The sequence below is a fragment of the Nocardia mikamii NBRC 108933 genome (genome assembly GCF_001613505.1).
Lineage (GTDB): Bacteria > Actinomycetota > Actinomycetes > Mycobacteriales > Mycobacteriaceae > Nocardia > Nocardia mikamii.
On sequence record NZ_BDCM01000012.1, the window covers coordinates 472,457 to 496,356 of the forward strand.

Genomic DNA, 23,900 nt, shown 5'->3' on the forward strand with positions numbered 1-23,900 from the left:
TCGCAGGTAGTCAAACCGTGCGGCGACTGTATATGTTTCGCTCTGGGAAACATTCGATCGATGAGGAGTTCAGCCATGGCGGGACCACTGTCGGGAATCCGGGTCCTCGATGCGGCGACGCTGTTCGCGGGCCCGCTCGCGGCGACGCTGCTCGCCGACTTCGGCGCCGAGGTGATCAAGATCGAACATCCGGATGGCGATCCGGTGCGCGGGCACGGCGCCCAGCGCGACGGTGTCGGCCTGTGGTGGAAGATGCTCGGGCGCGGAAAGAAGTCGGTGACCTTGTATCTCGGGTCGGCCGAGGGGCAGGAGTTGTTCCGGCGAATGGCCTCCGACGCCGACGTGGTGATCGAGAACTTCCGGCCCGGCACCCTGGAACGGTGGGGATTGGGCTATTCCGCACTGCGGGAACACAATCCGGGCCTCGTGCTGGCGCGAGTGACCGGGTTCGGGCAGGTGGGGCCATATGCTCGCCGGCCCGGATTCGGCACCTTGGCCGAGGCGATGAGCGGCTTCGCGGCGATGACCGGCGAACCCGACGGCCCACCCACGCTGCCGCCCTTCGGCTTGGCCGATGGGATCGCCGCTCTCGCTGCGTCTTTCGCGATCATGTCCGCACTGCGGGCGCGCGATCGCGACGGCCACGGCCAGCAGATCGATCTGGCCATCATCGAGCCGATCCTCACCCTGCTCGGCCCGCACATCCTCGCCTACGATCAGCTCGGGGAGATCGCGCCGCGCACCGGCAATCGTTCCACCAACAACGCGCCACGCAATACCTATCGCACCGCCGACGGCGGCTGGGTCGCGGTGTCGACCAGCGCGCAATCCATCGCCGAACGGGTGATGCGCCTGGTCGAACGGCCCGACTACATCGAACAGCCGTGGTTCGCCACCGGCACCGGTCGCGCCGCACACGCCGACGAGCTGGATGCCGCTGTCGGGCAATGGATTTCCCACCGCGACATAGATGAGGTGGTGCGCGCGTTCGAGAAGGCCGAGGCCGCGGTCGCGCCGATCTACACCGCCGCCGACATCCTCGCCGACCCGCAGTTCCGTGCGCTGGAATCGATCATCACCCTCGACGATCCGGAACTCGGTGCGCTGCGGATGCAGAACGTGCTGTTCCGGCTCTCCGGCACCCCCGGCCGCATCCGCTGGACCGGACCCCCGCTGGGGGCACATACCGAGGAGGTCCTGGGCTCCTACGGGGTCGGCGAGGCGCATCTGGCCCGGCTGCGTTCAGCGGGGGTGATCCGATGAGCGCGCGGGATCCGTTGACGGCGGCGGTCTCCGGCGGAGTGCGACTCATCGAATTGGGGCAGCCGTTCTTCACCGGGATGCCGTGTTCGCCGAATCACCCCGGTTTCCGCATGACCCTCATCCGCCGCCACGGTGACATGACGCGCCCCGACGGTGGTTCGGCCGCCAACGAGATCATCGTCACCGGTGGGCATGTCGGCACACATATCGATGCGCTCAGCCACGTCAGCCACGACGGGTTGCTGCACGGCGGGGTGGATGCCGCACAGGCGCAGCGCGGCGGCCTCTTCCGCGAACTCGGGGCGGAGAACCTGCCGGGACTGCTGCGGCGTGGGGTGTTGCTCGACGTGGCTGCCCTGCACGGGGTGCCGACACTGCCGGGCGGGTACGAGATCACGGTCGAGGATCTGCGGCGGGCGGCGAACGCGATCGGATCGCAACCGCAGCCCGGTGACGTCGCGCTGATCCGGACGGGATGGGCGCGATTGTTCGATGAGGCCGACGCCTACCTCGGTGCGGCCACCGGCGTGCCGGGCGTGGGGGTCGAGGCGGCGCGCTGGCTGGCCGGCCACGGGGTGGTGGCCACCGGCTGCGACACCACCGCCTACGAATGCATCCGGCCGGGCGCGGGGCACAGGGTGCTGCCGGTGCACCGCGTTCTGCTGGTGGAGTCGGGGATCTACATCATGGAGCATCTGGCCCTGGAAGAGCTTGCCGCCGAGAAGCTTCCGGAATTCGTCTTCTTGTCGGCGCCGTTGCGCATCGTCGGCGGCACCGGATCACCGGTGCGCCCGCTCGCGGCGGTGAGCCGATGACCGAGCAGACGATTCTCGCCCGGCTCGCCGACTTCGCAGCGGCCGCGCGAGCCACCGGAGTCGGAGCCGAACTGCGCGCCGATACGTCGCGCCGAGTGCTGGATGTGCTCGGTAACAGCATTGCGGCGCTGGACACCCCGCCCGCGGTGGCGGTGCGCGCGGTGATAACCGAGTGGGGTGGCCACACCGGTGCGACCGCGCTCGGACTGGAGGGCGGATATCCGCCGCCCAGCGCCGCACTGCTGGGTGGCACGCTCGCGCACGCTCTGGATTTCGACGACACCCACCTGCCGTCGGTGCTGCATCCGTCGGCGTCGGTGGTGCCCGCGGCGCTCGCCGTCGCCGAATCCCGTGGCGCGAGCGGTGCCGCCCTGCTCGACGCGGTGGCGGTGGGAATCGAGATCACGGTGCGCGCCGGAATGGCGGGATACGATGCGGCGCTGCGCAATTCGGTGTTCTTCGAACGCGGATTGCATGCCACCGCCATCTGCGGCGCCGTCGGCGGTGCGGCGGCCGCGGCGGTGCTCTGCGGACTCGAGGCCGACGGCATCGCCCATGCCATGGCGATCGCGGCGAGTATGGGCTCGGGTCTGCTGGAGGCCAATCGCACCGGTGGCACCGTCAAGCGCGTGCACTGCGGATGGGCGGCGCATGCCGCGGTGGCCGCGGCGGGGCTGGCACGCGCCGGGCTCACCGGCCCCCCGACGGTCTTCGAAGGCAGATTCGGTCTGCTGCACGCCTTCTGCGGCGATCAGGCCGATCCCGGCGCACTGGTCGACGGGCTCGGCGACCGGTGGCGGCTACCCGAGGTGTGCTTCAAGCCCTACCCCTGCAATCACTTCACCCATGCCGGCATCGACGCGGCACTGCGTCTGCGCGCGCAGGGTGTGCGGCCCGACGACATCGCGGAACTGGAATTGGGCGCCCCCGCCGCAGCACTGCGCACCATCGGCCATCCACCGGAACTGAAGGCTCGTCCCGAATCCGGTTATCACGCCGCCTTTTCCGGGCCTTATACCGTCGCCGCGGCCCTCACCGGCGGCGGCGGGCTCGGGGTGTTCCATGAGGATTTCACCGACACCGCCGCCCGCGACCCTGCCCGTGTGGGCTTGGCCGCCCGGGTGCGCTGCGTTCCCGATCCCCGCTGCGACGACATCTTTCCCACGCAGTTCCCCGCGGTCCTCACCGCGCGCCTGCACGACGGCCGCGCCCTCACCGAACGCGTCGAATCCAACCGGGGAGGCCCCGGCAATCCGCTCACCCCGGAAGAATTGGCCCTCAAATTCCGGCTCAACACCGAGCGAGTGCTCTCCCCCACGGCAGCGGACCTCCTCAGTGACACCGCCTACCATCTTGCCCGAGCCGCGACCCTCGACGCGCTGCTGGGCCCCCTGCGCACGATCGCCTCCGCGCCCGACACCCGATGAACGCCGTTGTGCGGCAACGGATGCCGCCTGACCATCACTGCCCCCGAGCCGCCGCAGGAGTTGTCCACGGATCCGGCGGGCATCGGCCGGCGCCGGGCGGATCCCCGGCGTTCTCGGGCATCGCGCTCAGGACGCTGCGGATGCGCCGGGGAAGACTCCGGCTCGGCCGAGCAGGGCGGGCACCGGCGCGCCCAAGATCCCGCCGAGCCAGTTCGCCGTCTCGATGACCGGCTCGATGCGGACGCCGGTGGTGACGCCCATGCGGTCGAGGGTGTACAGCAGATCCTCGGTGGCGATGTTGCCGGTGGCGGCGGGGGCGAAGGGACAACCGCCGATACCGCCGGTGCTGGCGTCGAGAACTTGCACGCCGGCGTCGAGCGCCGCTATCGCATTGGCGTAGCCGGTGTTTCGAGTGTTGTGAAAATGGCAGCGAGGCACGGCCTCGGGCGCCCGGCGGCGCAAGCCGGAGACCAGGCGTCGCACGCGGTCCGGGGTGCCGACGCCGATGGTGTCGGCCAGAGCGATTTCATCGGGGCGGGATTCGGCGACACGGGAGACGAGGTCGAGCACGTGTGGCTCCGGCACCTCCCCCTCGAACGGGCAGCCGAAGGCGGCCGCGATGGTGACGGTGCGCCACAGTCCGGCCTCGGCGGCGCGGGCCGCCAACCGCGCCCAGCGGGCAATACCCTCCTCGGTGTCGCAGCCCTGGTTGCGACGGCTGAAGGTATCGGTCGCGACCACCACCACATTGATCTCGTCGACGCCAGCGGCGAGGGCGCGGTCCAGTCCACGGTCGTTGAAAATCAGTCCGGCATAGGATGTTTCACCGTCGCGCGGTACACCGGCCAGCACTGCTTCGGCATCGGCCATTCGGGGCACCCGGTCGGGATGCACGAAACTCACCGCCTCGATGCGGCGCAGCCCGGCCTCGACCGACCGGCGAACGAGCTCGATCTTGTCGGCCGTCGCGATCGGCTCCGGCTCGTTCTGCAATCCGTCCCGCGGCGCGACGTCGACCAGCGTGATCTCCACGGCTCCTCCGTTTCCCGATCTTGCCGAGCGTTTCGCTACGGGATACATTGTATCCATTCTCACGGGAACGCGCGGCCGAATTCGCCCGCGGCGCACCGACAGAAGGAGTTGACCCGATGCCAAACCATCACGCCGCGGCGGGTCCGCTGGCCGACCTGCGGGTCATCGAAATGGGACAGTTGCTGGCGGGCCCGTTCTGCGGTCAGCTACTGGGCGATTTCGGGGCCGAGGTGATCAAACTCGAATCTCCGGGCCGCGGCGATCCGATGCGGGAGTGGGGCCGGGAGAAGCCCTACGGCCGATCGCTGTGGTGGCCGGTGGTGGCGCGCAACAAGAAGTCGGTGACCTGCGATCTGCGCACGGCGCAGGGACAGGCGCTGGCCCGCGATCTCATCGCGCAGGCCGATATCGTCGTCGAGAATTTCCGCCCCGGCACCCTCGAGCGGTGGGGTCTGGACTTCGACACCCTGCGCGCCGGCAATCCCGGGCTGATTCTCACCCGGGTCACCGGCTACGGGCAGACCGGCCCCTACGCACCGCGCGCCGGATACGGTTCGATCGGCGAGGCGATGGGCGGAATCCGTTACACCACCGGAGATCCCGGTCATCCGCCCGCCAGAACCGGTATCTCCCTCGGCGATTCCCTGGCCGCGGTCTTCGCGACCATCGGCACGCTGGCCGCACTGCACCACCGGGAGCGCACCGGGCGCGGTCAGCTGGTGGATTCCGCGATCTACGAGGCGGTGCTGGCGATGATGGAATCGCTTCTGCCCGAATGGGATATCACTCATTACCAACGCGAACGCACCGGTCCGGTGCTGCCCAACGTGGCGCCCAGCAATGTGTATTCCGCCGCCGACGGCGATCTGGTCCTCATCGCGGCCAATCAGGACACGGTGTTCGGACGGCTGGGGTCGGTTATGGGCCGCCCCGAACTCGCCACGACCGACCGGTTCGCCACCCATTCGACCCGCGGGGAGAACATGGCCGAGCTCGACCGCATCATCGGCGAGTGGACCCGCACCGTGCCGGCGAACGAACTTCTGGACCGCCTGCACGCCGCCGGTGTGCCGGCCGGGCGGATCTACACGGCCCGCGACATGTTCGCCGATCCCCATTTCGCCGCCCGCGAGGCGATCGTGCGCCTGGCTCATCCCGAACTCGGCGAGATTCCCATGCAGAACGTGTTTCCGAAACTGAGCGAAACTCCGGGCGGCGTGCGCCATACCGGGCCCGAACTGGGTCAGCACACCGCCGAGGTATACGAGCGGCTGCTCGGCATCGGCTCGGACGAACTGAGCCGGCTGGCCGAAAACGGCATCGTCTGAAGGGTTCTCCCATGTCCGACCTCGCCGAGGACTATCGCCGGCACGGATTCGCCGCCCGCCTCGGCGCGGGCGAGCGGCCCGCGGTGCTGGTCGTCGACATCTGCGCGGCGTACCTGACCGACGGCTCACCGCTGCGCGCACCGGTGGAAGCGGCCGTGGCGGCCGCGGACCTTGTGGTCACGCACGCTCGCGCCGCCGCACACCCCGTCATCTTCACCCGCGTGCGCTATCGCCCCGGCAGCGCGGACGGCGGCCTGTTCCGCCGGAAAGTGCCGGCGCTCGACGCCTTCGAGGAAGGTAATCCACTCGGCGCATTCCTCGACACCCCGGCACCGGCGCCCGGGGAGGTGGTCGTCACCAAACAGTATGCGAGTGCCTTCCACGGCACCTCGCTGGCGGCGACCCTCACCGCGCAACGCGTGGACACCGTCGTGATCACCGGCCTGACCACCAGCGGCTGTGTGCGCGCCACCGCCACCGACGCGCTGCAGCACGGCTTCCGGCCGCTGGTGGTCGCCGATGCCTGCGGTGATCGCGATCGGCGTCTGCACGAGGCCAATCTGCTCGATCTGGATGCCAAGTACGCCGACGTCGTCGACCTCGCCGGCGCACTGTCGATTCTCGACATCCCCCGCTGAACATCTACTGTCACATCACTTTTCGACTCGATCGTGAGGAACGCCATGGGTCCGCATCCGCACGGCTGGTGGATACTGCTGCATCTGGTGCTGTTCGTCTTCTGGCTGGGCGGTGATCTCGGCGTCTTCTACTCCAGCCGCTTCGTCATCGATCCCGAGCGCACCCCACCGGCCCGCGCCACCGCCCTCGCCATCATGAGCGGTCTGGATCTCGGACCGAAGATCTGCCTGATCCTGTTCCTGCCGAGCGGTATCACCCTCATGGCGCTGGATCCACACGGCGCCACCCTGTTCGCGATCGCCCTGTTTCCGTGGTGGTTCGTGGTGCTGGTCTGGTTGTTCGCGGCGGGATGGCTGGCGCTGGCGATCACCGCCCACCGCACACACGGCCGCATCGTCGTCGTCCACCGCGCCGATCTGACCATCCGGATCGCGGTGATCGCCGCGGCGGCCGTCGCCGGCGCCTACACCCTGTTCGCCGAGGATCCGTTCGGCGTCAGCACCAATCCGCGATGGCTGGGCGCGAAGATCCTGCTCTACACCGCCGCCGTCGCCGCGGGCCTCGGTATCCGAATGACGTTGCGCGCCTTCGGGCCCGCCTTCGGCCGGCTACAGTCCGAAGGTTCGAGCCCGGGCCTCGAGTCGGTGCTGCGCCGCAGCGTGAACGGCTGCCTGCCCTATGTCTGGGTGATCTGGGGCAGCGTGCTGGCGGCCGCGGCGCTCGGGGTGTTCAAACCGGGCGCGAATCTCTAACCCGAATAACCCAATTGGGTCGAGAGCGCCCCGGATGCCTTGAGCAGCATCGGCACACATTCGTCCATGCGCGGCTCGAAACGCGACAGTGGCCCGCACACACTGATGGCCGCCACTACCCCGCCGTCGTGGTCGAGAATCGGCGCGGCGATCGATGCCGCGCCGACCTGCCGCTCCCCCAGCGATACCGCGTAGCCGCGTTTCCGGATCGCGGTCAGCTCGGCGCGCAGTTTGCGCTGCGAGGTCACCGTGGCGTCGGTGAGCGCGGTCAGCTCGTGCCGTTCGAGATAGTCGTCGATCTCCTGCTTACGCAGATGCGCCAGAATCACCTTCGAGGAGCTGCCGGCATGCAACGGATACGGCTGTCCCAGCGCCACTTCCATCCGCAATTCCTGATCCGGCACCACCTGGTCCACGTACATCCGCGTGTCGCCGCGCCGGATGGACAGGGTCGCGGTCTCCCCCGTCAGCGTCGCCAGCCGCCGCAACTCCGGACCGGCCATCACCCGCAGATCGGTGCGCGCCAGATACGCCCGCCCCAGCGCCATCGCGGCATGCCCGAGCGCGTAACGGCGGGTGGTCGGCTCCAGCGTGATCAGGTCGCGGGTGCGCAGCGCGGTGAGAATGCGGTGGACAGCGGCCTTGGTGATGCCGAGTTCGTTGGCGATCTCGGTGACGCCGAGATCGGGCCGGCCGCTGCGGCCGAAGAGCAGTAGCACGTCCATAGCGCGTTCGACCGCGGCGATGGACCGGCTCTGACTGTCGGATTCGGTAACGGTCACCCGGCCAGTCTAGGCGGCGGATTTCCCCATGGGAAACACCATCCCCATTCGTTCCTCTTGCGCGACCAGAGCCATAGCGTTACCTTGTGCGTTACAGCGTTTCCACTACCGAAACGGAGTCGAGATGGATTCGCAGTATCTCCGTACGGTGCTGGCCCAGTGGGCGAGCGGGGTCGTGGTGATCACCACCCCCGCCGCCGGCGGTGGACGACACGGCATGACCGCCAGTTCCTTCACCAGTGTGGCGCTCGATCCGCCGCTCGTCTCGATCTGTGTGGCATCGCAGGGCACCACCTGCCGGATGATCCACGACAGCGGCGTTTTCGCGGTCAACATGCTCGGCAGCGATCACGAGGAGATCGGCCGCCGATTCTCCGCCCCGGCACCGGGCGACCGCTTCGCGACCGGACACTGGCAGACCTCGGCCACCGGCGCGGCCGTGCTCGCCGATGCGGTCGCATGGGTGGATTGCGTTGTCGCGGCGCGTTATCCGGCCGGCGATCACACCATCATCCTGGGCCTGGTCCAGGATGCGGCCACCCCGCGTCCCGCCGCGCCGCTCATCTACCACGACCGCTGCTACCACGAGGGGATTGCCCGATGATCGGAGAACGACTCGTCGAACAGATGACCGCCGCGGAGCGCGAACGCGCCCGCCGTGTGGAATCCGTGCTACCGGCACTGCGCGCGGCGGCCGAGGAGGCCGACCGTACCGGTACCTTCCCGGTCTCGCATATCGCGCTGCTCCGCGACGCCGGATTGCTGGGACTGGTGGTGCCGGAGAAATTCGGCGGCCTCGGCGGGACCCTGCGTGATCTCGCCGCCGCCACCTATGCCATGGGCACCGCCTGTCCGTCCACCGCACTGGCCTACTTCTTCCACAACACCAGCGCCTCGCGCGGGCTGCTGCCGTTGGAGGCCATCGATGCCGGGCTGTTCGACGAGGCGGAGGTTCCGGTGGTGCGCGCCTTCGCCGAGAAGGTGCTCACGCGGATGGCCGAGGGGGCGTGGCTGGCCAATTTCGCCTCCGAATCGGTGAAGACCTCCGCCGCCAACATCACCATCGCGACGACCGCGACCGAAGTCGACGGCGGCTGGATTCTCAACGGAGAGAAGTCTTTCGGCTGCGCGACCGGCGTCGCCGACTACTATCTGACCTCCGCGAAACTGGAAGGTTACGACACCGCGGAGGGGCTGGCCACCTTCTTCGTGCCACGCGCCGCCGACGGGGTGAGTGTGCGGGCGCCGTGGGACGGTCTGGGGATGCGCGCGACCGCCAACAACGGCATCCGGCTCGACAACGTGTTCATCCCCGACGACGAAGCGCTCGGTGTGCCGGGGGCCTTCACCAAGATGCTGACCATGAGCCGCGGCAGTTTCGTCGGCAATCAGCTCGCCATCGCCGCGGTCTACACCGGATGCGCACAGCGGGTGTACGACGAAATCCTCAGCGCGACAACGACGAAGACCTTCGCCGACACCGGCGAGCCCATCGCGTCCTCACCGGTGCATCAGGTGTTGTTCGGTGAGATGACCCGCCAGCTGGAGACCGCGTACCTGTGGTTGCGCTATCAGCTCGCGGTGGAGACCGCGCAGGTGCCGTTCAAGCCTAAGCAGGAGGTGTTCGCGCAGTGGCGCCTGGGCAAGGGCGCGGTCACCGAGGCGTGCTTCCAGGTGGCACTGGGCGCACTGAAGGCGGGCGGAACATCGGCGGCGTCGATGAACGGTATCGCCGGCCGCGCCCTGCGCGATCTGGCCATGGGGCTGGTCATGACCTTCCCGGCCGAACGCGGACTCCTCGAGGTGGCCCGGATCGTCACCGACGCGCGCGCCCACGACCTGTTCGCCACCGCACCGGCGGAGGCCGCGAAATGACGGTGCGCCTGCCCGCGATTCGCGATCTGATCGACGACACCTGGGCTGCCCCCGGCACGGAACTCGATGGGACGCTGGAGGATCCGGCCACCGGGCAGGTACTGAGCCGTACTGTCGCCACCACCGCCGACCGGCTCGAGCGCGCACTCGCGGTGGCCGACAACGCCGCCGGACGCATCGAGCCCGAAACCCTCGAGGCGATCGCCGACGACCTCGAACCGAGTCTGGAACGAATCGCCGAACTCGATGCCTTCGCGACGGGGGTACCGCTGCGGCAGACCCGGCCGCTCGGTGCGATTGTCGCCGGTTCGTTTCGCCTGGCCGCCGACCGGATTCGCGGCGGTGCGCTACACGCGGATCGTGACGGCGTGGAAGTACACCGGCTGGCGCTGGGGCCGGCGCTGTGCCTGGTGCCGTGGAACGCACCCGCCCCGATGGCCGCGCACAAGGTCGCCAACGCCCTCGCCGCCGGCTGCCCGGTGATCCTGAAGGTGAGCGAATCGGCTCCCTACAGTGCGGTGATACTGGCCGAGGCGATCGCCGAATGGGTACCGGCCGGGATGTTCCAGCTGGTGCACGGCGATGCGGACACCGGCGCCCGGCTCACCGCCGATGCCCGGATCAAGGCGGTGTCGTTCACCGGTGGCGTGGCGGGCGGGCGTGCTGTGGCGGGCGCGTCGGCGCCGCTGTTGCGACCGTGCCAGCTGGAATTGGGCGGGAACAATCCCCTGGTCGTCCTTCCCGACGCCGACACCGAGACCGCGGCGCGGATGGCCGCCGAATTGCTCACCACCCTCAACGGGCAATGGTGCCGAGCGCTGGGGCGGCTGATCGTGCCCGCGAACCGCGCCGAGGAGTTGACGGAGGCCATCGGTAAACGGCTCGCGACGCTGTCCATCGGTCCACCACTGGATCCCGGCACCGATCTGGGCCCGCTCGTGCACTCACGGCATGTGGCCGCGGTCCGCGCCGCGTTGGACGGTCGCGAACACCACGTGTACGGCGTCGTTCCCGACGTGGGAAACTATTGTGCCCCAGCTCTTCTCGACGGTGACTCGCCCGAGGAGATCTTCGGCCCGGCGGCCGGGGTCGTCACCTACGACCGTGTCGAGGATGTGGTGACCATCGCGAATGCCGTGCCCTACGGCTTGGAGGGCTACGTGTGCGGGACGGACACCGAATTCGCGCTCGCGATCGCGCGCCGGATCCGAGCCGGTGAGGTGAAGGTGAACGGCTCCTCGATCATGAGCCTGCATCTGATGACCCCGCGTCCCGCCTGGGGCATATCGGGACTCGGCGAAGAGGGAACGGCCGAGACCTTGCGGTTCTTCACCGGCGCACGGGTTGTCGGCGTCGAGGGGCGCTTCGCCCTGCACACGTCATGACTACGGTGGCGATCGCCGGGGCCGGGCCCGTGGGGCTCACCGCCGCGCTCGTGCTGGCCCGGCGCGGAGTGGAGGTCATCGTCCTCGAGCAGGGTGCGGGACTGGCGGGTGAATCGCGCGCGTCGACCTTCCATCCGCCGACGCTGGAGATGCTGCGCGATCTCGGCGTCGTCGACGCTCTGCTGGGAAAAGGACTGATAGCGAGCACCTTTCAATACCGTGAACGCGGCGGCGAGCCGGTGGCCACCCTCGACCTCGGAGTGCTGGCCGGTGATACCGAATACCCGTTCCGGGTGCAGTGCGAGCAGAGCAAACTCACCCCGGTCCTGCTCGACGCGCTGCCCGATGCGGTGCGCGTGCGGTTCGGCCACACCGTCGACGGCGTCGAGGCGGGACCCCACGGCGTGCGGGTGTCCGCCTCGGGCGGTCCGGTGCGGTGCGACTGGCTGATCGGCGCGGACGGGGCGCATTCGGCGGTCCGGCATGGGATCGGCGCGGAGTTCGCGGGCAGTACCTATCCGGAGCGGTTCCTGGTCGCCTCGGTCGACGAACAACTCGACGCGGCGCTGCCCGGTATCGCCCCGATCAACTACGTGTTCGACCCGGACGAGTGGCTGGTACTGCTGCGCACTCCCGACCACTGGCGGGTGCTGCTGCCGACGGCCGCGGACACCGCCGACGATCTCGAATTGCGCCGTCTCCCCGAACGTTTGGCGCAGGTCGCCGACCTCGGCCGGCCGTGGCGCATCGCGCATGCCTCGCTGTATCACGTGCACGAGCGGGTCGCGCCACAGTTCCGCTACGGCCGGGTGTTGCTGATGGGCGATGCCGCGCACGTGAACAATCCGCTCGGTGGGCTGGGGATGAACAGCGGCATTCACGACGCGGTGCGGATGGCGTCCGCTCTCGCCGACGTGCTGGCGGGTGCGCCCGATGAGGTGCTGGAGCAGGCGGTCCGGCAGCGCCGGAGGGTGGCGGTCGACCATGTGCAGCGCACGAGCCGGGCCAACTGGACGAGCTTGCGCACCCATGATGCCGAATACCGCCGTGGTCTGCGGGAATTGGCGGCCGATCCGGCAGCAGCCCGCGCCTATCTGCGCCGCGCCTGCCTGATGGACAGCCTGGAGCCGACGGCGTGAGGATCGAGCGCGAGAATCCGGCCCGTCCCGCCGAGATCGTCGGTTCCGTCCGGGTCACCGCACCCGAGCAGGTGGATGCGCTTGTGCGGCAAGCGGAACGGAGTTTCCGTGACTGGTCGCGACGGCCGTTGGACGAACGGCTGGACCGAATCCGCACCGCCGCCGACGGCATCGCGGCGGATCGGGAGGCGCTCGCGCTCCTGCTCGCCCGGGAGTCCGGCAAGCCCATCGCCGACTGCCGGGGCGAAATCGGTTTCGCGGTCACGTATCTGCGCTGGCTCTGCGATCGGGCGCCGGTGATCTTCGCCGACACCGAGATCGATGATGCACAAGGCCGGTTGCGGATCACGCCTCGCCCGTTCGGGGTGATCGCCGCGATCACACCGTGGAACGCTCCGATCATTCTGGCGGTGGTGAAGCTCGGTCCCGCCTTGGCCGCCGGAAATACGGTGGTGCTCAAGCCCTCACCGCTGGCGCCGCTCGCGGTGTCGGCGGTCGCCGACGCGCTGCCGGAGACCACCGTGGTGCACGGCGGGCCGGAGCTGGTGCGGGCGCTGATCGCCCATCCCGCCGTGGGGAAGGTCGCCTTCACCGGCGGTGAGAGCGCCGGGCGCAGTATCGCCGCCGCGGCCGGGCGGGCGCTGACGCCGGTGGTGCTCGAACTCGGCGGCAACGATCCGGCGGTCTTCCTCGATGATTTCGCGCTCTCACCGGACGATTACGAGCGCCTGGTGCTGGCCTCCTTCGCCACCTCCGGACAGGTGTGCATGGCCGCCAAGCGGCTCTACGTGCCCGAACACCGGGCGGCGGAGTTCTTGGAGGCGTATACCGCTGCGGCCCAGCGGATTCTGCGGGTCGGGGATCCGGTCGACGAGGGTGTGACCATGGGCCCGGTGGTGACCCGCGACGCCGCCGGACGACTTCGGGCGTTGATCGCGGAGGCGGGCAGCCGTGGACGTGTGATCCCGTTGGCGAAAGGTCTGGTGGGAGAAGGCTATTTCGTCGACCCCGTGATCGTCCTGGATCTGCCCGACGATGCCCCGCTCGTGCGCACCGAACAGTTCGGGCCCGCGGTCCCGCTGCTCACCTACCGCACGCAGGACGAAGTCCGGGCTCGCGCCAACGATTCCGCGCTCGGACTCGCGGCGTCGGTGTGGTCGGCCGACGAGGAGCGCGCCTTCGACTTCGCCGCCCGACTGGAAGCCGGCTTCACCTTCGTCAACACACACAACCGCACCGGAATGGCACTGCGCGCCCCGTTCGGCGGGACCAAACGCAGCGGATACGGCCGGGAATACGGCGACGAGGGACTGCGCGAATACGTGCAGACCACCGTCACCCACCTGCCCGCAGCGTTCCGCGCCGGTGGTGCGGGGCTGTCCGCTCGTGCCTACCCGCACTGATCCGCCCACGTGCTCGCCCCTGCGCCGATACCCGCACAGGGGCGAGCACCCACCGGTTCAGGTACGACGACGACGCCGCACCAGCAACGCGGCCACCGCGAGCACCACAACGACGATGACCACGACGGCGACGACGATCGCCGTCGTATGCGAATCCGATGAACCACTGTCCGCCGCGGCGGCTTTCGGTGTCGTCGTCGCGACCGCGGGTGCATGGCCGAACGTCAGCGGCACCGAGGCGAGGATATGGCCGGGGTCGGTGAGGCTTGTGACGGCCAGGGTGCAGGCGCCGGACGCCGCTGTGCAGTCCACCGCACCGACCGACGCGGTCAGCGTGATGGTGTCGCCGCGCATTCCGGGCTGCCAGGCCCCCTGCGCGTCGGCGGAGCCGAGCAGCGAGGCGCCGAGATTGCAGTCGGTGGGCGCGACCACCTGCGGTTTACACTGGCCGACCGCCACCTGAGCCAGATTGGGTGGCAGCCCGTCCACGGCGACGGTGACGACCTCACCGACGGTGACATCACCGGTCGGCGAGGGATGCAGGGTGGGTGCGGCCGCGGCGAGCGGGGCCGTCGCCAGTAACGCGACGGCAGTTGCCGCCGCGCCGGCGGTACAGCGAAAGATGTTGCGTCTCACGGCTTCACCTCATCCGAAACTGAGGGGAATCGAGGCGAGGATATTGGTCGGATCGGTGAGGCTGGTGACCGCGATCGTGCACGCTCCCGCCGCCGCCGTGCAGTCCACGCCACCGACCGACCCGACCAGGGCGATACTGCCGGCCTCCCAATTGCCCTGCCCGTCGGCTGTGCCCAGCAGTGAGCCGGAAAGATTGCAGTCCGAGGGTCCGGAGATGTTCGCCGTGCACTGCCCGACCGCGACCGAGGCCAGATCGGGCGCCAGTCCGCTCACCGAGACGCTGATGCTCTGCCCGACCGCGACACCTCCGGACTGGCTCACCGCGACCGTGGCCGCCTGTGCGGGCGCCCCACCGAACATCGCGACCGCGGTGAGACCCGCGAATACCGCGCTCACCAGGTTTCTGGTTCGAAACATGTGCTCCTCCTGGATTTCCTAGAGCCGCCGCCGGTCGGCGAGGGCGATTGCGGCGACGACGACCAGCAGTGCCGCCGTCAGCGACCACAGCACCGCGGACGGGCCGTGGGTGTCGGTGGAGCCCGCCACCACCGTGCCCGCCACCGGCACAGCCGCGGGCGGTGGGAGGCTCGAGCCCGCGAAAACCACGGGGATCACGGCGGAATTGGCGGCGATGACTCCGGCGGGTTCGGTACCGGGCAGCGGCGCGGCCGCGATCACGCACTGCTGCCGCAGGCAATCGATATTCTCGAACTGCGGATGCAGAGTGAGCACGAGCGCCGGAAAGGTCCCATCGGACGCGATATTGACGAAGGTGGCGCCGCCGTCGAGATCGCAATCGTTCAACCCGTTGGTATAGCCCTGTTTACACAGCCCCACGGCAACCGCCGCCAGGCCCGGCTGGAAACCGCTGCCGCCCACCGTGACTCGCTGCCCCTCCCGCAGGTCCGTTGCGGCGTCGATATGCAGGGTGGCGGGCGTATCGGCCGCGACGGGCGCCGCGATCGCGGCGGCGAACACGAGGCCCAGTCCGCCCCGTAGTAGTGCGCGTGTCATCGGGCGCCTCCTTCGACGGCGATCTCGCTGGACTGGGTGGCGGTGGGATGCGCGTCGGCGCGGCGGTCGACGGTCCTGGTTCGGCCGCCGCCGGGCACCGGCGTGCGCGCGACCGCCAGCGCGGCCAGCAACACCGGCACGCCGGCCAGGGTGAGCGCGGAGCCGGTCCCCCACAGCCGCCCGCAGGCGACGGCGGCGCCCAGGCCACAGATCCCACCGACCGCGACGACCAGGCCGGTCACGGCACTCCACCACTGCTCGCTGCCCGGAAGTCGCTGTCGCAGCTGGTGATCCATCACCGAGAGGCAACGGATCCCCGCCGCGGCGGTAACCGCGACACCGACCATCGACTGCCACGCGCCCGGCGCGATCGCCACCAGCACCGGGCCGCCGGCGGCGAGAATCAGCAGCGGCGGCACCGCATCGAGCCGGTATTCGCGCGCGGCGACCACGAGCACCGCCGGCACCATCGCGACGGCCAGGCGCGCGGGCTGATCGGGGTCGAGCACCTCCCAGCGAAACAGCAGCAGATGCAGGGCCGGCAGCACCGTCGCCCCCAGTGCGAATCCGACTGCGCCATATCCCGTCGCTCCGCGCAGCGCGGTACCGGCCAGGCGAGGGCCGCCCGCGACACCGCCGAAGGATGTGTTCCGCACCGACACCGACAATCCGGCCGCGATCACCACACTCCCGGCCACGAACAGCGCCTCGCCCGGTTGCCGGCCGCACGCGCCGGCCAGCACCGCACCCGCGAGCAACGCGGCCGTCACCGCTGCGTAGCAGACTCGGACACCGGCCACGGCCCGAGCGGTGACGAGCAGCGGTCCCGCCACCACACCGGCCACCACGACACCACCCAGCAAGGCGGGCATCGACGAAAACAGGGCTGCGACAAGCATTCCCACGCCACCGGCGACGGCGAGCGCGCCGGCGCGGCGACTCGACGCGGTGAACCGGAGCCGCACGCCCGGCACCACCGTCAGACCCCCGAGCACACCCGCGCTCAGGGCGATGTACCCCACGACCGCGCCGGGCAGCCCGACCACACCACCGAGCGGTTTGCTCAGCAAGACGATCTCGATACCCGCCATCGGCCCGGTCGCCGCCGCGGCGATGGCGAGCAGCCACATTCCGGTCCGGCTCGCGGGGGGCAGTTCAGCTGGCGTGGCTCCGGACCCGGGCCGCGCTCCCGCCGGTGGTGTCGTCATTTCTCACCTCCGCCCGCGTTTCGCAGAAAGAAACACGGTTTCGCAGTTGCCATATTGAACCGTCGGCGACGATGGCTGTCAAGCGAGAACAAGCACGTAACGGCGTGGAAACAGCCGATTTTCGCGATCCGGCGAGGATTGCGGCACAAATCTCGACCGACCACTGGACAGATGCGCGGCACCGGTACAGAATCGCAACTGTTGGAAACAGCGTTTCGTTCTACGAAACGGGTTCGATAAGGAGGTGCGCGCTCATGACGCGAGTCGCCGCCGTCCAGCTCGCCGCCGGCACCGATGTCGCGGTCAACCTCGCCACCTGCCTGCGCCTCATCGACGACGCCGCAGCGCACGCGCCGGACCTGGTCGTCCTGCCCGAGTTCTGTAACCACCTATCGTGGTACGCCGACCGCGACCACGCGCACCGAATGGCATGCCGCATCGGAGATCGATTCCTGAGCGCGATCGCCGAACGCGCCGCACGGCATCGGATGTACGTCAAGATCGGGGTCACGCTGGCCCGAGACGACGGCCGCACCACCGGCACCGGCCTGCTGTTCGGCCCCGACGGCGCACTGCTCGCCCAGTCCGACAAGCAGATTCTGATGGGCGCCGAGAACGATCACCTCGACCCCGGCGACTCCGATTCCGAGATCGTCGACACCCCGCTGGGCCGCATCGGCCTGTACGCCTGCATGGAAGGCGTCATCTGCGAGGTGACCCGGTCGCTCGCGGTACGAGGGGCGCAACTGCTGCTCAACAGCCTCAACTCCTTCGCCGTCGACGAGGCGAGCCTGCACATCCCGGTGCGTGCGGCGGAGAACAAGGTCTGGGTGGTGGCGGCCAACAAGGTCGGGCCGCTGCTGCCCGACGACGAGCTGCCCTCGATCGCGTCCAGGCTGGGGGTGCCGCCGGATCGGTTGCACGGCGCCGGCGAGAGCCAGATCGTCGCACCGGACGGGACAACGGTGGCGCGCGCGCCGGTACACGGTGAGGCCGTGGTCGTGGCGGATATCGATATCGGTCTCGCCGACGACAAACGACGCCCGGACGGAACCGATGTGCTCGCCGCTCGCCGCCCGCGGCTCTACGCCCCGATGCTCGACATCTCGCACCGGCGCGCCCCTGCCGGTGCGCCAACCCTTCCCGTGGCCGCGGCCCTCGCCGATCTCGGCCTCATCGCCGATACCGCCCGCAGCGGCGCCGCAGTGATCGTGCTGCCGGCGCTGACCGGCCGAGGCGATGCCGCACCGGGAACAGCATTGGCGGCCGAGTCCCCATCCGCGACGGTGTCCATTCCGGAGGTGGCGGCGGCGCTGCGGGGGACGACAGCGCATGTCGTGGTATCCCTGCGCGACGGCGACGCCCATGCCGGAGTGCTGGTGAACGCGGAGGGCGTGGTCGGATGTCAGCGCCAGCTGCACCGCACCGAACGCCACTCGTGGCTGTCGGATCTGGGCTCCGCCCTGGAGATCTTCGAAATGCCTTGGGGCCGATTGGCTCTCGTGGTAGGTGACGATGCACTGTTTCCCGAGACCTTCCGCCTGGCCGCGGTCCGGGACGCCGATGTGGTGGCGGTGCCACACGTTCTCGGCGAACCCTGGGAAACGCGGCTCGGCCTGCCGGAACGCGCGGCGGAGAATCGGCTCAACATCGTTGCCGCCGCCGAGGATTCGACCGGGGCGCTGGCCGGTTCGATCTACGCGCTGAGCGCGGATTTCACCTTGTGGACGTCCTGGAGCGGGCCGTTCACCGGCGTGATCAGCGTCCCGCAGGTGACCTCCGCCCCGGCCGGCGCGAACCGGGTGCAGGCCGACATCCGACCGGCCCAGGCCGTGAACCGCGCCGTATCCCGGGGCACCGATCTGGTCGCGGGCCGTCCCGCCGCCGCCGTGTCCGCCCTCCTGCGCGAACCCGCCACCGCGACAACCGAACCGGAGCTGCCATGAGTGAAACCGTGCAACATGTCGAGCAGATGGTCGACGAGAACCCCAGAACCGATGTCACCGAGATATTTTCGGAATGGCAGGAGCTGCTGGCCGGACTGCAGGCCAGGATCGCCGGCCGCTTCGAACTGACCCGCGACCCGAGCACCGCCGACCTCGACTCCTACGGTGACGCGGCGACAGGGCCCTCCGGCCGCCTCGCCGCCTACACCGGACCCGAGATCGACTGGCTGGTGCATTCCTGGATCGGCGATCCCCGCACCGGTTTCGTGAACATGCACCTCACCGCGTGGCTCGGGCCGCAGGTACGGGTTCCTCATCTGGCGTCGGCGCTGCTGCTGTGGCCGCAGGGCTGGTTCTACGTGGATGCGGTGCCGCGCGGTGATCTGGTGGGCGACGGCGACTATTACGACCGCTACTACGCCGAGGCCGACGAGCCGTGGCTGGCGTTCAAGGCGGACCACCCCGACTTCACCTGGTTCACCAGCCGCACCGGATTCATCCGCACCAGCCTCTCACCGGTCGCCTACTGCTATTCCTTCCCGCCCACCCGGCCCAATCTCGACACGGTGGCCGAACTGCTCACCGCCAAGGTCGACCAGTGGCTGGGATGGGTGGACGCCGCCGAAGCGGTGCCCGACGACGAACGCGCCGGCCTCGCGGCCCGGGATCTGCGGATCCGCCGCAACATCGCCGAACGCGATCCCGCGAACGTCATGGGCGAGCGCATGTTCGGCCCCGACCTCACCCAGCGACTGGTGCGCGCCCTCTGGGGCGGCGACCGGGTGCTGCCGCGGCCGGTGGGGTGAACATGAGCTTGATCCGCTCCCTGTGGTGGTCCGCGCGCACCGACGGCGACGCGCCCTTCGACACCGCCCACCTCAAGCTCTACTACCCCGCCGTCGCCTCCGGCGACGATGCCGAGCGGCTCACCGGCGTCTTCGCTCCCGATCCGGCCGGCGCGCCCTATCCGGTGGTGGTCTTCCTGTCCGGCGTCAATGTCGGGCAGGACAGCTATCGCCGATTCGCGACCGCGATCGCCGAATCCGGTTATGTGGTGGTCACCTTCGATCGCGTCGCCGATCTGTTCGGTGGGCAGCGCGGGCTCACGCCCGGCGTCGATCTGGCGGCCGCGCGACCCGACACCTATGGCACCAGGCCCACCTGCCCGACCATCCCGGCGGTGCTGGACGCGCTGGCCGAACTGAACACCACCGAACCGTTGCGCGGCGCACTCGATCTGGAGCGCGTCGCACTGGGCGGGCATTCGGCGGGCGGCACCGTGGTGTTGCAATCGGCGCGGTACTTCCCTTGCGTGCGCGCGGTTTTCGCGTGGGGTGCGCACACCATGGTCGCCACCATGCTGGGCTGGGACCCGGGTACGGTGCTCCCGGCGCAGGTGAGCTGCCCGGTGCTGCTGGGTGTCGGCGGCAACGACGGCGTGATCAAGGGCAGCGCCGACCGCTACGGCGAGGGCGAGGATCGCCCGGATCCGGTGGCCCGCACCTTCGCCGAGGCACTGCCCGACGGCGATCATCTGCTCGCGATCGTGCCCGGCGCCAATCATTTCGGCATCGCCGACGCCGATCCGACCGCGGCCCGCGCCTTCCTCGACGGCCCTGCGGAGTCCGATGCCCTGCCCCGGTTCGCGCGGCTGACCACGCTGTTTCTGAACACTCATCTGAAGGCTTCAGCGAGCGCTCGCGACGAATTATCGGGTTTCGACGACGGAATGCTGCTGAAGCGGCACTGAGGAGATCACGGTGCTCAAAAACTTTTGGTACGCACTGGAATTCGCGGACAAGGTCGGGCCGACACCGCGCCGGGCGACCTGCCTGGGCCAGGACTTCGTGCTCTACCGCACCGAGTCCGGCGCGCCGGTCTGCCTGTCGGATCTGTGCGTGCACCGCGGCGGCGCCTTGTCGCTGGGAACGGTGAGCGGGGACTGCATCACCTGCCCATACCACGGCTGGCAATACGACTCCGGGGGCGTGTGCGTCCGCATCCCCGCCAACGCGCCCGGACGGGCCATCCCCCGCAAGGCGCGAGTGGACGCCTATCCGGCGGTGGAGCGCTATGGCATGGTGTGGGCGTTTCTCGGCGATCTGCCCGAGGCGCAGCGGCCTCCGATTCCGGAGATTCCGCAGTGGGAGGATCCGGGGTTTCGGGCCGTCCAGTACGAGATGGTCATCGACGCCAATTACGAACGCGCCTTCGAGAACGTGGTGGATGCCTCGCACACGCCCTTCGTGCACGGCACCGCGTTCGGCAACCCGGACAAGCCACAGATCCCGGATTTCCGGGTGCGGCAGACGGACTGGTCGGCGGAGGCGGATATCCCCCTGAGCCCACCACCACCGAAGGGGCTGTGGGGCCTGCTGTTTCGCGGCAGGGCGATGCCGGAGTACGTGACCGTCACGAATGCCTGGTATCTGCCGAATATCGTGAAACTGCATGTGCGGCTGCCGATCGGCGATCTGATGCTCTACGACTTCAACATTCCGCTCTCGCAGGACCGCACACTGATCAAGATTCTCGGCTTCCGCAACTTCTTCACCGGCTCCTGGGCCGACGGCAACGCCCGCAAACGCATCGAGAAGATCCTGCTGCAGGACCGGCCGGTGGTGGAATCCCAACGCCCGGAGCTGCTTCCGTTCGACCTGTCCGACGAGCTGCATGTGCGCAGCGATGCCCTGCAGGTCGCCTACCGCCGGCGCCGCGCCCAGTTGATCAAGGACGGCTGGTGGCTCGGTGGCGACGATGTGATCACCGGCGATGCGCCGCGGCGCAGGGCCACCGTCATCGCCTCGCCCGCACGCCTGGACGATCCCGAACTCGCCGCCGCCTGGGTGCACAAGGCCCGCCAGGGAGGAGACCCACGATGAGCCTGCCCACCACGCTGAGTACCCGAACTCTCGAAACACTCTCCAGCGCAACGGGTTCGACCGTCGTCGAAGACAGAGTGCTGACCGGTCCCCTGTCACCCGAACCGGTGGGCAGGCTGCGGGTGTCGCGTGGCGGTCCGATCGACAAGGTGGTGACCGTCGATCTGGTGGTGCCGCCCATCGGCCTGGACAGCCATATGATCTTCGCGTTCACCGCGGCCGATTCCGCGGTGCCGCATTTCACGCTCGACGCGGTCTACGGCGGCGAGTACTACGCCATGCATCTCGACCTGATTCCGCGTGCCGATCTGGCGGTGAATCTGGACTATCTGGACGCCGCATATCTTCCGTTGACACCGCTGCTGGATGCGGCCTGGCAGCTCGACGGCGTCTCACCGGCCGCCATCGGTCCCCGGCAGCGGGCGCTGATGTCGCCGTGGATGGTGGTGTGCCGGGCGAGCGCACCGGCATTCGAGCAGCTCACCGAGACCGTCGACGCATACCTGCGGCATTGGCTCACCCTGCTGGACAAGGGCGTTCCGGCCCCGGATGCCGATCTGCCGGCCCGCGACCGCGCGAACCGCGCCAACCTGTTCAGCCCCGAGGTCGACCCGGTGTGGCATCAGGTGACCCGCCTGCTGGGCGCCGAGCAATCCGAACAGGTGCGCCGGGAGTTGCGAGGATGAGCAGCGCCGAGCCGAGCCGCTGGCAGCAACGCATCGCGGGCGAATGGGTGGGGCGGCCCTCGCTGTTCGACGCCGAGGGCGTCTGGCTGGGATTCGAGGATATCCGCCGGTCCTCGGTGTTCGAGGACGGCACGACCACCTACTACATGGACGGCGGGCTCACCGGCGGCGGGCGGCTGGCCGGGCGGTTCGCCCTGGGCGCCCCGTTCGAATTCGGTGTTCTGGACTCCGACGGCGATCGCATCTACACCGGGCCCGACTTCTACGGTTCCGGGCAGCCCTACGGCGGATTCGTCGACGCCCACTACTACAGCCCCGGCTGGCAGGTCTCACTGAACACGTGGAATCAGACGATCGAGGACACCCAGGTGTATTCGTCGGTGCTGTATCAGGGCCCGGCGATGGTCGGCGTGTTCACCGGGCTCTACACCCGCGATCCGGCGCTCGCCGAGGAGCGAGTGAATACCGAAACACGGTGCGGCGAAGTCACATTCACCTTCCCCACCAAGGACGACAGTTGCTATGCCGGCGATCTGGAACTGTGGTCGGCGGAGCAGCGTAGCCTCGGCACAACTCGGCTGACCCGCACCGTCGCGCCCCTCGATCTGCTCACCGCATCGCATCGGCTCGAGTTCGCGGGGCCGCTCGGAGCCGAGAGCGATGTCGTCGTCCGTCGCGACGGCGCACGCAGTTTCCACGAGGGCCCCGATGCGTTCGGCAACGGATTGGCCTGCGGCCGCGCCAATTTCGTGCGTCTGCACCACAGTGACGGCCGCCGGCTGATCGGCCGGGAATTCATGATGGACGCCGAACCGGGAATGGGCGCGGGGTCCACTGTCGCGGTCGCCTATCAACTGTTCGAACACAACCGGCTGTCGGTGATCATGCACGGCGTTCTGGAGCGGCAATGAGCAGCGTGGTCATCACCGGCGGCACCCGGGGTATCGGATTGGGGATGGCCCGGGCGCTACTGGCCCGCGGCCATCGAGTCGCGGTCTGCGGCACCGACCCGCGGCGGATCGAATCGGCACGCGCCGAACTCGGGGAGGCGGCCGTTGTGCTGGCCGCCGACACCACCGATCGCGACGATCTGCGCAGGCTGTGGGATGCGACGGCACAACGATTCGGCGCCGTGGACATCTGGATCAACAACGCCGGCGTCTCCCAGACCCGCGCGCCGATGTGGGAGCTACCGGACGCCGTGGTGCGAAAGGTGATCGATACCAATCTGATCGGCGTCCTCAACGGCTGCGCGGTCGCGATTGCCGGCATGTCCGAGCACGGCGGCCACATCTGGAATATGGAGGGGTTGGGCAGCGACGGACGCACCGTACCCGGACTCGGCGTCTACGGAGCCAGCAAGCGTGCGGTCCGCTACCTCACCGTGGCGCTCGCCGAGGAGGTTCCGCCCGGCGTCTCGGTCGGTGTACTCAGCCCCGGCCTGGTCACCACCGATCTGCTCACCCACGGATACACCGACCCGGACGAATTGGCCAAGGCCCGCAGGATCTTCACCATTCTCGCCGACCCGGTGGACACCGTCGCGCCCTGGCTGGCCGAGCGGGCAGTCACTCGCACCCGCAACGGTGCCCGGGTCGAGTGGCTTACCACGGGCAAGGTGATCCGCCGCTTCGCCGCGGCACCGTTTCGCACCCGCGACCCGTTCGTCGCGTAACCGATTGCAGAAG

24 protein-coding genes are annotated in these 23,900 nt (G+C 69.2%); 18 read left to right on the plus strand and 6 right to left on the minus strand.

Features of this window, described 5'->3' with window-relative positions; all coding sequences use genetic code 11:
• Nucleotides 1-75 precede the first annotated feature (75 nt).
• Genes NMI01S_RS17030 through NMI01S_RS17040 form a run of 3 tightly spaced genes read left to right on the plus strand, consistent with a single transcriptional unit; the run spans nucleotide 76 to nucleotide 3,505 of the window.
• Complete coding sequence (locus NMI01S_RS17030; protein WP_062998283.1) at nucleotides 76-1,263, plus strand: CaiB/BaiF CoA transferase family protein; 1,188 nt, start codon at nucleotides 76-78, stop codon at nucleotides 1,261-1,263.
• On the plus strand, nucleotides 1,260-2,078 hold the full coding sequence (locus NMI01S_RS17035) for a cyclase family protein (protein ID WP_062998285.1): 819 nt from the start codon (nucleotides 1,260-1,262) through the stop codon (nucleotides 2,076-2,078). Before NMI01S_RS17030 ends, NMI01S_RS17035 begins: the two co-directional genes overlap by 4 nt.
• Complete coding sequence (locus NMI01S_RS17040) at nucleotides 2,075-3,505, plus strand: MmgE/PrpD family protein (protein WP_062998287.1); 1,431 nt, start codon at nucleotides 2,075-2,077, stop codon at nucleotides 3,503-3,505. Before NMI01S_RS17035 ends, NMI01S_RS17040 begins: the two co-directional genes overlap by 4 nt.
• 126 nt (nucleotides 3,506-3,631) lie before the next feature.
• Here the strand turns inward: NMI01S_RS17040 and NMI01S_RS17045 are convergent, their stop codons facing one another.
• Nucleotides 3,632-4,585 carry a hydroxymethylglutaryl-CoA lyase gene (locus NMI01S_RS17045; RefSeq protein WP_062998289.1) on the minus strand — a complete coding sequence of 318 codons (954 nt, stop codon included), beginning with the start codon at nucleotides 4,583-4,585 and terminating at the stop codon, nucleotides 3,632-3,634.
• A gap of 68 nt (nucleotides 4,586-4,653) precedes the next feature.
• Here NMI01S_RS17045 and NMI01S_RS17050 point away from each other — a divergent pair, with 68 nt between their 5' ends.
• Genes NMI01S_RS17050 through NMI01S_RS17060 form a run of 3 tightly spaced genes read left to right on the plus strand, consistent with a single transcriptional unit; the run spans nucleotide 4,654 to nucleotide 7,256 of the window.
• Nucleotides 4,654-5,865 carry a CaiB/BaiF CoA transferase family protein gene (locus NMI01S_RS17050; protein WP_062998291.1) on the plus strand — a complete coding sequence of 404 codons (1,212 nt, stop codon included), beginning with the start codon at nucleotides 4,654-4,656 and terminating at the stop codon, nucleotides 5,863-5,865.
• Between the two features lie 11 nt (nucleotides 5,866-5,876).
• Nucleotides 5,877-6,503: an isochorismatase family protein gene (locus tag NMI01S_RS17055; RefSeq protein ID WP_062998293.1), complete on the plus strand. Its 627-nt coding sequence runs from the start codon at nucleotides 5,877-5,879 to the stop codon at nucleotides 6,501-6,503.
• A gap of 45 nt (nucleotides 6,504-6,548) precedes the next feature.
• Nucleotides 6,549-7,256 carry a hypothetical protein gene (locus tag NMI01S_RS17060; protein WP_062998295.1) on the plus strand — a complete coding sequence of 236 codons (708 nt, stop codon included), beginning with the start codon at nucleotides 6,549-6,551 and terminating at the stop codon, nucleotides 7,254-7,256.
• On the opposite strand, the gene NMI01S_RS17065 is transcribed toward NMI01S_RS17060, so the two are convergent.
• A complete protein-coding gene (locus NMI01S_RS17065) occupies nucleotides 7,253-8,038 on the minus strand; it encodes an IclR family transcriptional regulator (protein WP_063920759.1) in 786 nt (261 codons plus the stop codon). The two genes, NMI01S_RS17060 and NMI01S_RS17065, sit on opposite strands and share 4 nt — an antisense overlap.
• 124 nt (nucleotides 8,039-8,162) lie before the next feature.
• Between NMI01S_RS17065 and NMI01S_RS17070 the strand changes: the two genes are divergently transcribed.
• From NMI01S_RS17070 to NMI01S_RS17090, 5 genes are read left to right on the plus strand one after another with little or no spacing between them, the layout of a single operon-like run.
• The gene (locus NMI01S_RS17070) at nucleotides 8,163-8,642 is read left to right on the plus strand and encodes a flavin reductase family protein (protein ID WP_062998299.1); all 480 of its coding nucleotides are present in this window, start codon (nucleotides 8,163-8,165) and stop codon (nucleotides 8,640-8,642) included.
• Nucleotides 8,639-9,913, plus strand: a complete 1,275-nt coding sequence (locus NMI01S_RS17075) for an acyl-CoA dehydrogenase family protein (protein WP_245716903.1) — start codon at nucleotides 8,639-8,641, stop codon at nucleotides 9,911-9,913. The genes NMI01S_RS17070 and NMI01S_RS17075 overlap by 4 nt, the downstream gene beginning before the upstream one ends.
• Nucleotides 9,910-11,298 (plus strand): aldehyde dehydrogenase family protein, encoded by a 1,389-nt coding sequence (locus NMI01S_RS17080; protein ID WP_062998301.1) that lies wholly within the window; start codon nucleotides 9,910-9,912, stop codon nucleotides 11,296-11,298. Before NMI01S_RS17075 ends, NMI01S_RS17080 begins: the two co-directional genes overlap by 4 nt.
• Nucleotides 11,295-12,437 (plus strand): FAD-dependent oxidoreductase, encoded by a 1,143-nt coding sequence (locus tag NMI01S_RS17085; protein WP_062998303.1) that lies wholly within the window; start codon nucleotides 11,295-11,297, stop codon nucleotides 12,435-12,437. The genes NMI01S_RS17080 and NMI01S_RS17085 overlap by 4 nt, the downstream gene beginning before the upstream one ends.
• Entirely contained in the window at nucleotides 12,434-13,840 is a 1,407-nt protein-coding gene (locus tag NMI01S_RS17090) for an aldehyde dehydrogenase family protein (protein ID WP_062998305.1), read from the plus strand. Before NMI01S_RS17085 ends, NMI01S_RS17090 begins: the two co-directional genes overlap by 4 nt.
• 57 nt (nucleotides 13,841-13,897) lie before the next feature.
• On the opposite strand, the gene NMI01S_RS17095 is transcribed toward NMI01S_RS17090, so the two are convergent.
• From NMI01S_RS17095 to NMI01S_RS17110, 4 genes are read right to left on the minus strand one after another with little or no spacing between them, the layout of a single operon-like run.
• On the minus strand, nucleotides 13,898-14,476 hold the full coding sequence (locus tag NMI01S_RS17095) for a neocarzinostatin apoprotein domain-containing protein (RefSeq protein ID WP_062998307.1): 579 nt from the start codon (nucleotides 14,474-14,476) through the stop codon (nucleotides 13,898-13,900).
• A 9-nt stretch (nucleotides 14,477-14,485) separates the two neighbouring features.
• Complete coding sequence (locus NMI01S_RS17100) at nucleotides 14,486-14,893, minus strand: neocarzinostatin apoprotein domain-containing protein (RefSeq protein ID WP_084513021.1); 408 nt, start codon at nucleotides 14,891-14,893, stop codon at nucleotides 14,486-14,488.
• An 18-nt stretch (nucleotides 14,894-14,911) separates the two neighbouring features.
• Entirely contained in the window at nucleotides 14,912-15,490 is a 579-nt protein-coding gene (locus NMI01S_RS17105; protein ID WP_062998311.1) for a neocarzinostatin apoprotein domain-containing protein, read from the minus strand.
• Nucleotides 15,487-16,698 (minus strand): hypothetical protein, encoded by a 1,212-nt coding sequence (locus NMI01S_RS17110; protein WP_157126220.1) that lies wholly within the window; start codon nucleotides 16,696-16,698, stop codon nucleotides 15,487-15,489. The genes NMI01S_RS17105 and NMI01S_RS17110 overlap by 4 nt, the downstream gene beginning before the upstream one ends.
• 254 nt (nucleotides 16,699-16,952) lie before the next feature.
• Between NMI01S_RS17110 and NMI01S_RS17115 the strand changes: the two genes are divergently transcribed.
• The 7 genes from NMI01S_RS17115 to NMI01S_RS17145 are packed head-to-tail and all read left to right on the plus strand — an operon-like array spanning nucleotide 16,953 to nucleotide 23,887.
• The gene (locus tag NMI01S_RS17115) at nucleotides 16,953-18,644 is read left to right on the plus strand and encodes a carbon-nitrogen hydrolase family protein (protein WP_062998316.1); all 1,692 of its coding nucleotides are present in this window, start codon (nucleotides 16,953-16,955) and stop codon (nucleotides 18,642-18,644) included.
• On the plus strand, nucleotides 18,641-19,450 hold the full coding sequence (locus NMI01S_RS17120; RefSeq protein WP_062998317.1) for an oxidoreductase: 810 nt from the start codon (nucleotides 18,641-18,643) through the stop codon (nucleotides 19,448-19,450). The genes NMI01S_RS17115 and NMI01S_RS17120 overlap by 4 nt, the downstream gene beginning before the upstream one ends.
• Before the next feature lie 2 nt (nucleotides 19,451-19,452).
• Complete coding sequence (locus tag NMI01S_RS17125) at nucleotides 19,453-20,394, plus strand: alpha/beta hydrolase family protein (RefSeq protein ID WP_062998319.1); 942 nt, start codon at nucleotides 19,453-19,455, stop codon at nucleotides 20,392-20,394.
• Between the two features lie 10 nt (nucleotides 20,395-20,404).
• The gene (locus NMI01S_RS17130; protein WP_062998321.1) at nucleotides 20,405-21,526 is read left to right on the plus strand and encodes an aromatic ring-hydroxylating dioxygenase subunit alpha; all 1,122 of its coding nucleotides are present in this window, start codon (nucleotides 20,405-20,407) and stop codon (nucleotides 21,524-21,526) included.
• Nucleotides 21,523-22,212: a hypothetical protein gene (locus NMI01S_RS17135; RefSeq protein WP_062998323.1), complete on the plus strand. Its 690-nt coding sequence runs from the start codon at nucleotides 21,523-21,525 to the stop codon at nucleotides 22,210-22,212. Before NMI01S_RS17130 ends, NMI01S_RS17135 begins: the two co-directional genes overlap by 4 nt.
• A complete protein-coding gene (locus NMI01S_RS17140) occupies nucleotides 22,209-23,123 on the plus strand; it encodes a hypothetical protein (RefSeq protein WP_062998325.1) in 915 nt (304 codons plus the stop codon). Before NMI01S_RS17135 ends, NMI01S_RS17140 begins: the two co-directional genes overlap by 4 nt.
• On the plus strand, nucleotides 23,120-23,887 hold the full coding sequence (locus tag NMI01S_RS17145) for an SDR family oxidoreductase (RefSeq protein WP_062998327.1): 768 nt from the start codon (nucleotides 23,120-23,122) through the stop codon (nucleotides 23,885-23,887). The genes NMI01S_RS17140 and NMI01S_RS17145 overlap by 4 nt, the downstream gene beginning before the upstream one ends.
• The last annotated feature ends 13 nt before the right edge of the window (nucleotides 23,888-23,900 follow it).

Excerpts from the sequence above, each read along its gene's own strand:
- NMI01S_RS17030 (WP_062998283.1), top strand. The coding sequence starts at position 76 with ATGGCGGGACCACTGTCGGGAATCCGGGTCCTCGATGCGGCGACGCTG.
- NMI01S_RS17035 (WP_062998285.1), top strand. The coding sequence starts at position 1,260 with ATGAGCGCGCGGGATCCGTTGACGGCGGCGGTCTCCGGCGGAGTGCGA.
- NMI01S_RS17040 (WP_062998287.1), top strand. The coding sequence starts at position 2,075 with ATGACCGAGCAGACGATTCTCGCCCGGCTCGCCGACTTCGCAGCGGCC.
- NMI01S_RS17045 (WP_062998289.1), bottom strand. The coding sequence starts at position 4,585 with ATGTATCCCGTAGCGAAACGCTCGGCAAGATCGGGAAACGGAGGAGCC.
- NMI01S_RS17050 (WP_062998291.1), top strand. The coding sequence starts at position 4,654 with ATGCCAAACCATCACGCCGCGGCGGGTCCGCTGGCCGACCTGCGGGTC.
- NMI01S_RS17055 (WP_062998293.1), top strand. The coding sequence starts at position 5,877 with ATGTCCGACCTCGCCGAGGACTATCGCCGGCACGGATTCGCCGCCCGC.
- NMI01S_RS17060 (WP_062998295.1), top strand. The coding sequence starts at position 6,549 with ATGGGTCCGCATCCGCACGGCTGGTGGATACTGCTGCATCTGGTGCTG.
- NMI01S_RS17070 (WP_062998299.1), top strand. The coding sequence starts at position 8,163 with ATGGATTCGCAGTATCTCCGTACGGTGCTGGCCCAGTGGGCGAGCGGG.
- NMI01S_RS17075 (WP_245716903.1), top strand. The coding sequence starts at position 8,639 with ATGATCGGAGAACGACTCGTCGAACAGATGACCGCCGCGGAGCGCGAA.
- NMI01S_RS17080 (WP_062998301.1), top strand. The coding sequence starts at position 9,910 with ATGACGGTGCGCCTGCCCGCGATTCGCGATCTGATCGACGACACCTGG.
- NMI01S_RS17085 (WP_062998303.1), top strand. The coding sequence starts at position 11,295 with ATGACTACGGTGGCGATCGCCGGGGCCGGGCCCGTGGGGCTCACCGCC.
- NMI01S_RS17100 (WP_084513021.1), bottom strand. The coding sequence starts at position 14,893 with ATGTTTCGAACCAGAAACCTGGTGAGCGCGGTATTCGCGGGTCTCACC.
- NMI01S_RS17105 (WP_062998311.1), bottom strand. The coding sequence starts at position 15,490 with ATGACACGCGCACTACTACGGGGCGGACTGGGCCTCGTGTTCGCCGCC.
- NMI01S_RS17110 (WP_157126220.1), bottom strand. The coding sequence starts at position 16,698 with ATGACGACACCACCGGCGGGAGCGCGGCCCGGGTCCGGAGCCACGCCA.
- NMI01S_RS17115 (WP_062998316.1), top strand. The coding sequence starts at position 16,953 with ATGACGCGAGTCGCCGCCGTCCAGCTCGCCGCCGGCACCGATGTCGCG.
- NMI01S_RS17120 (WP_062998317.1), top strand. The coding sequence starts at position 18,641 with ATGAGTGAAACCGTGCAACATGTCGAGCAGATGGTCGACGAGAACCCC.
- NMI01S_RS17125 (WP_062998319.1), top strand. The coding sequence starts at position 19,453 with ATGAGCTTGATCCGCTCCCTGTGGTGGTCCGCGCGCACCGACGGCGAC.
- NMI01S_RS17135 (WP_062998323.1), top strand. The coding sequence starts at position 21,523 with ATGAGCCTGCCCACCACGCTGAGTACCCGAACTCTCGAAACACTCTCC.
- NMI01S_RS17140 (WP_062998325.1), top strand. The coding sequence starts at position 22,209 with ATGAGCAGCGCCGAGCCGAGCCGCTGGCAGCAACGCATCGCGGGCGAA.
- NMI01S_RS17145 (WP_062998327.1), top strand. The coding sequence starts at position 23,120 with ATGAGCAGCGTGGTCATCACCGGCGGCACCCGGGGTATCGGATTGGGG.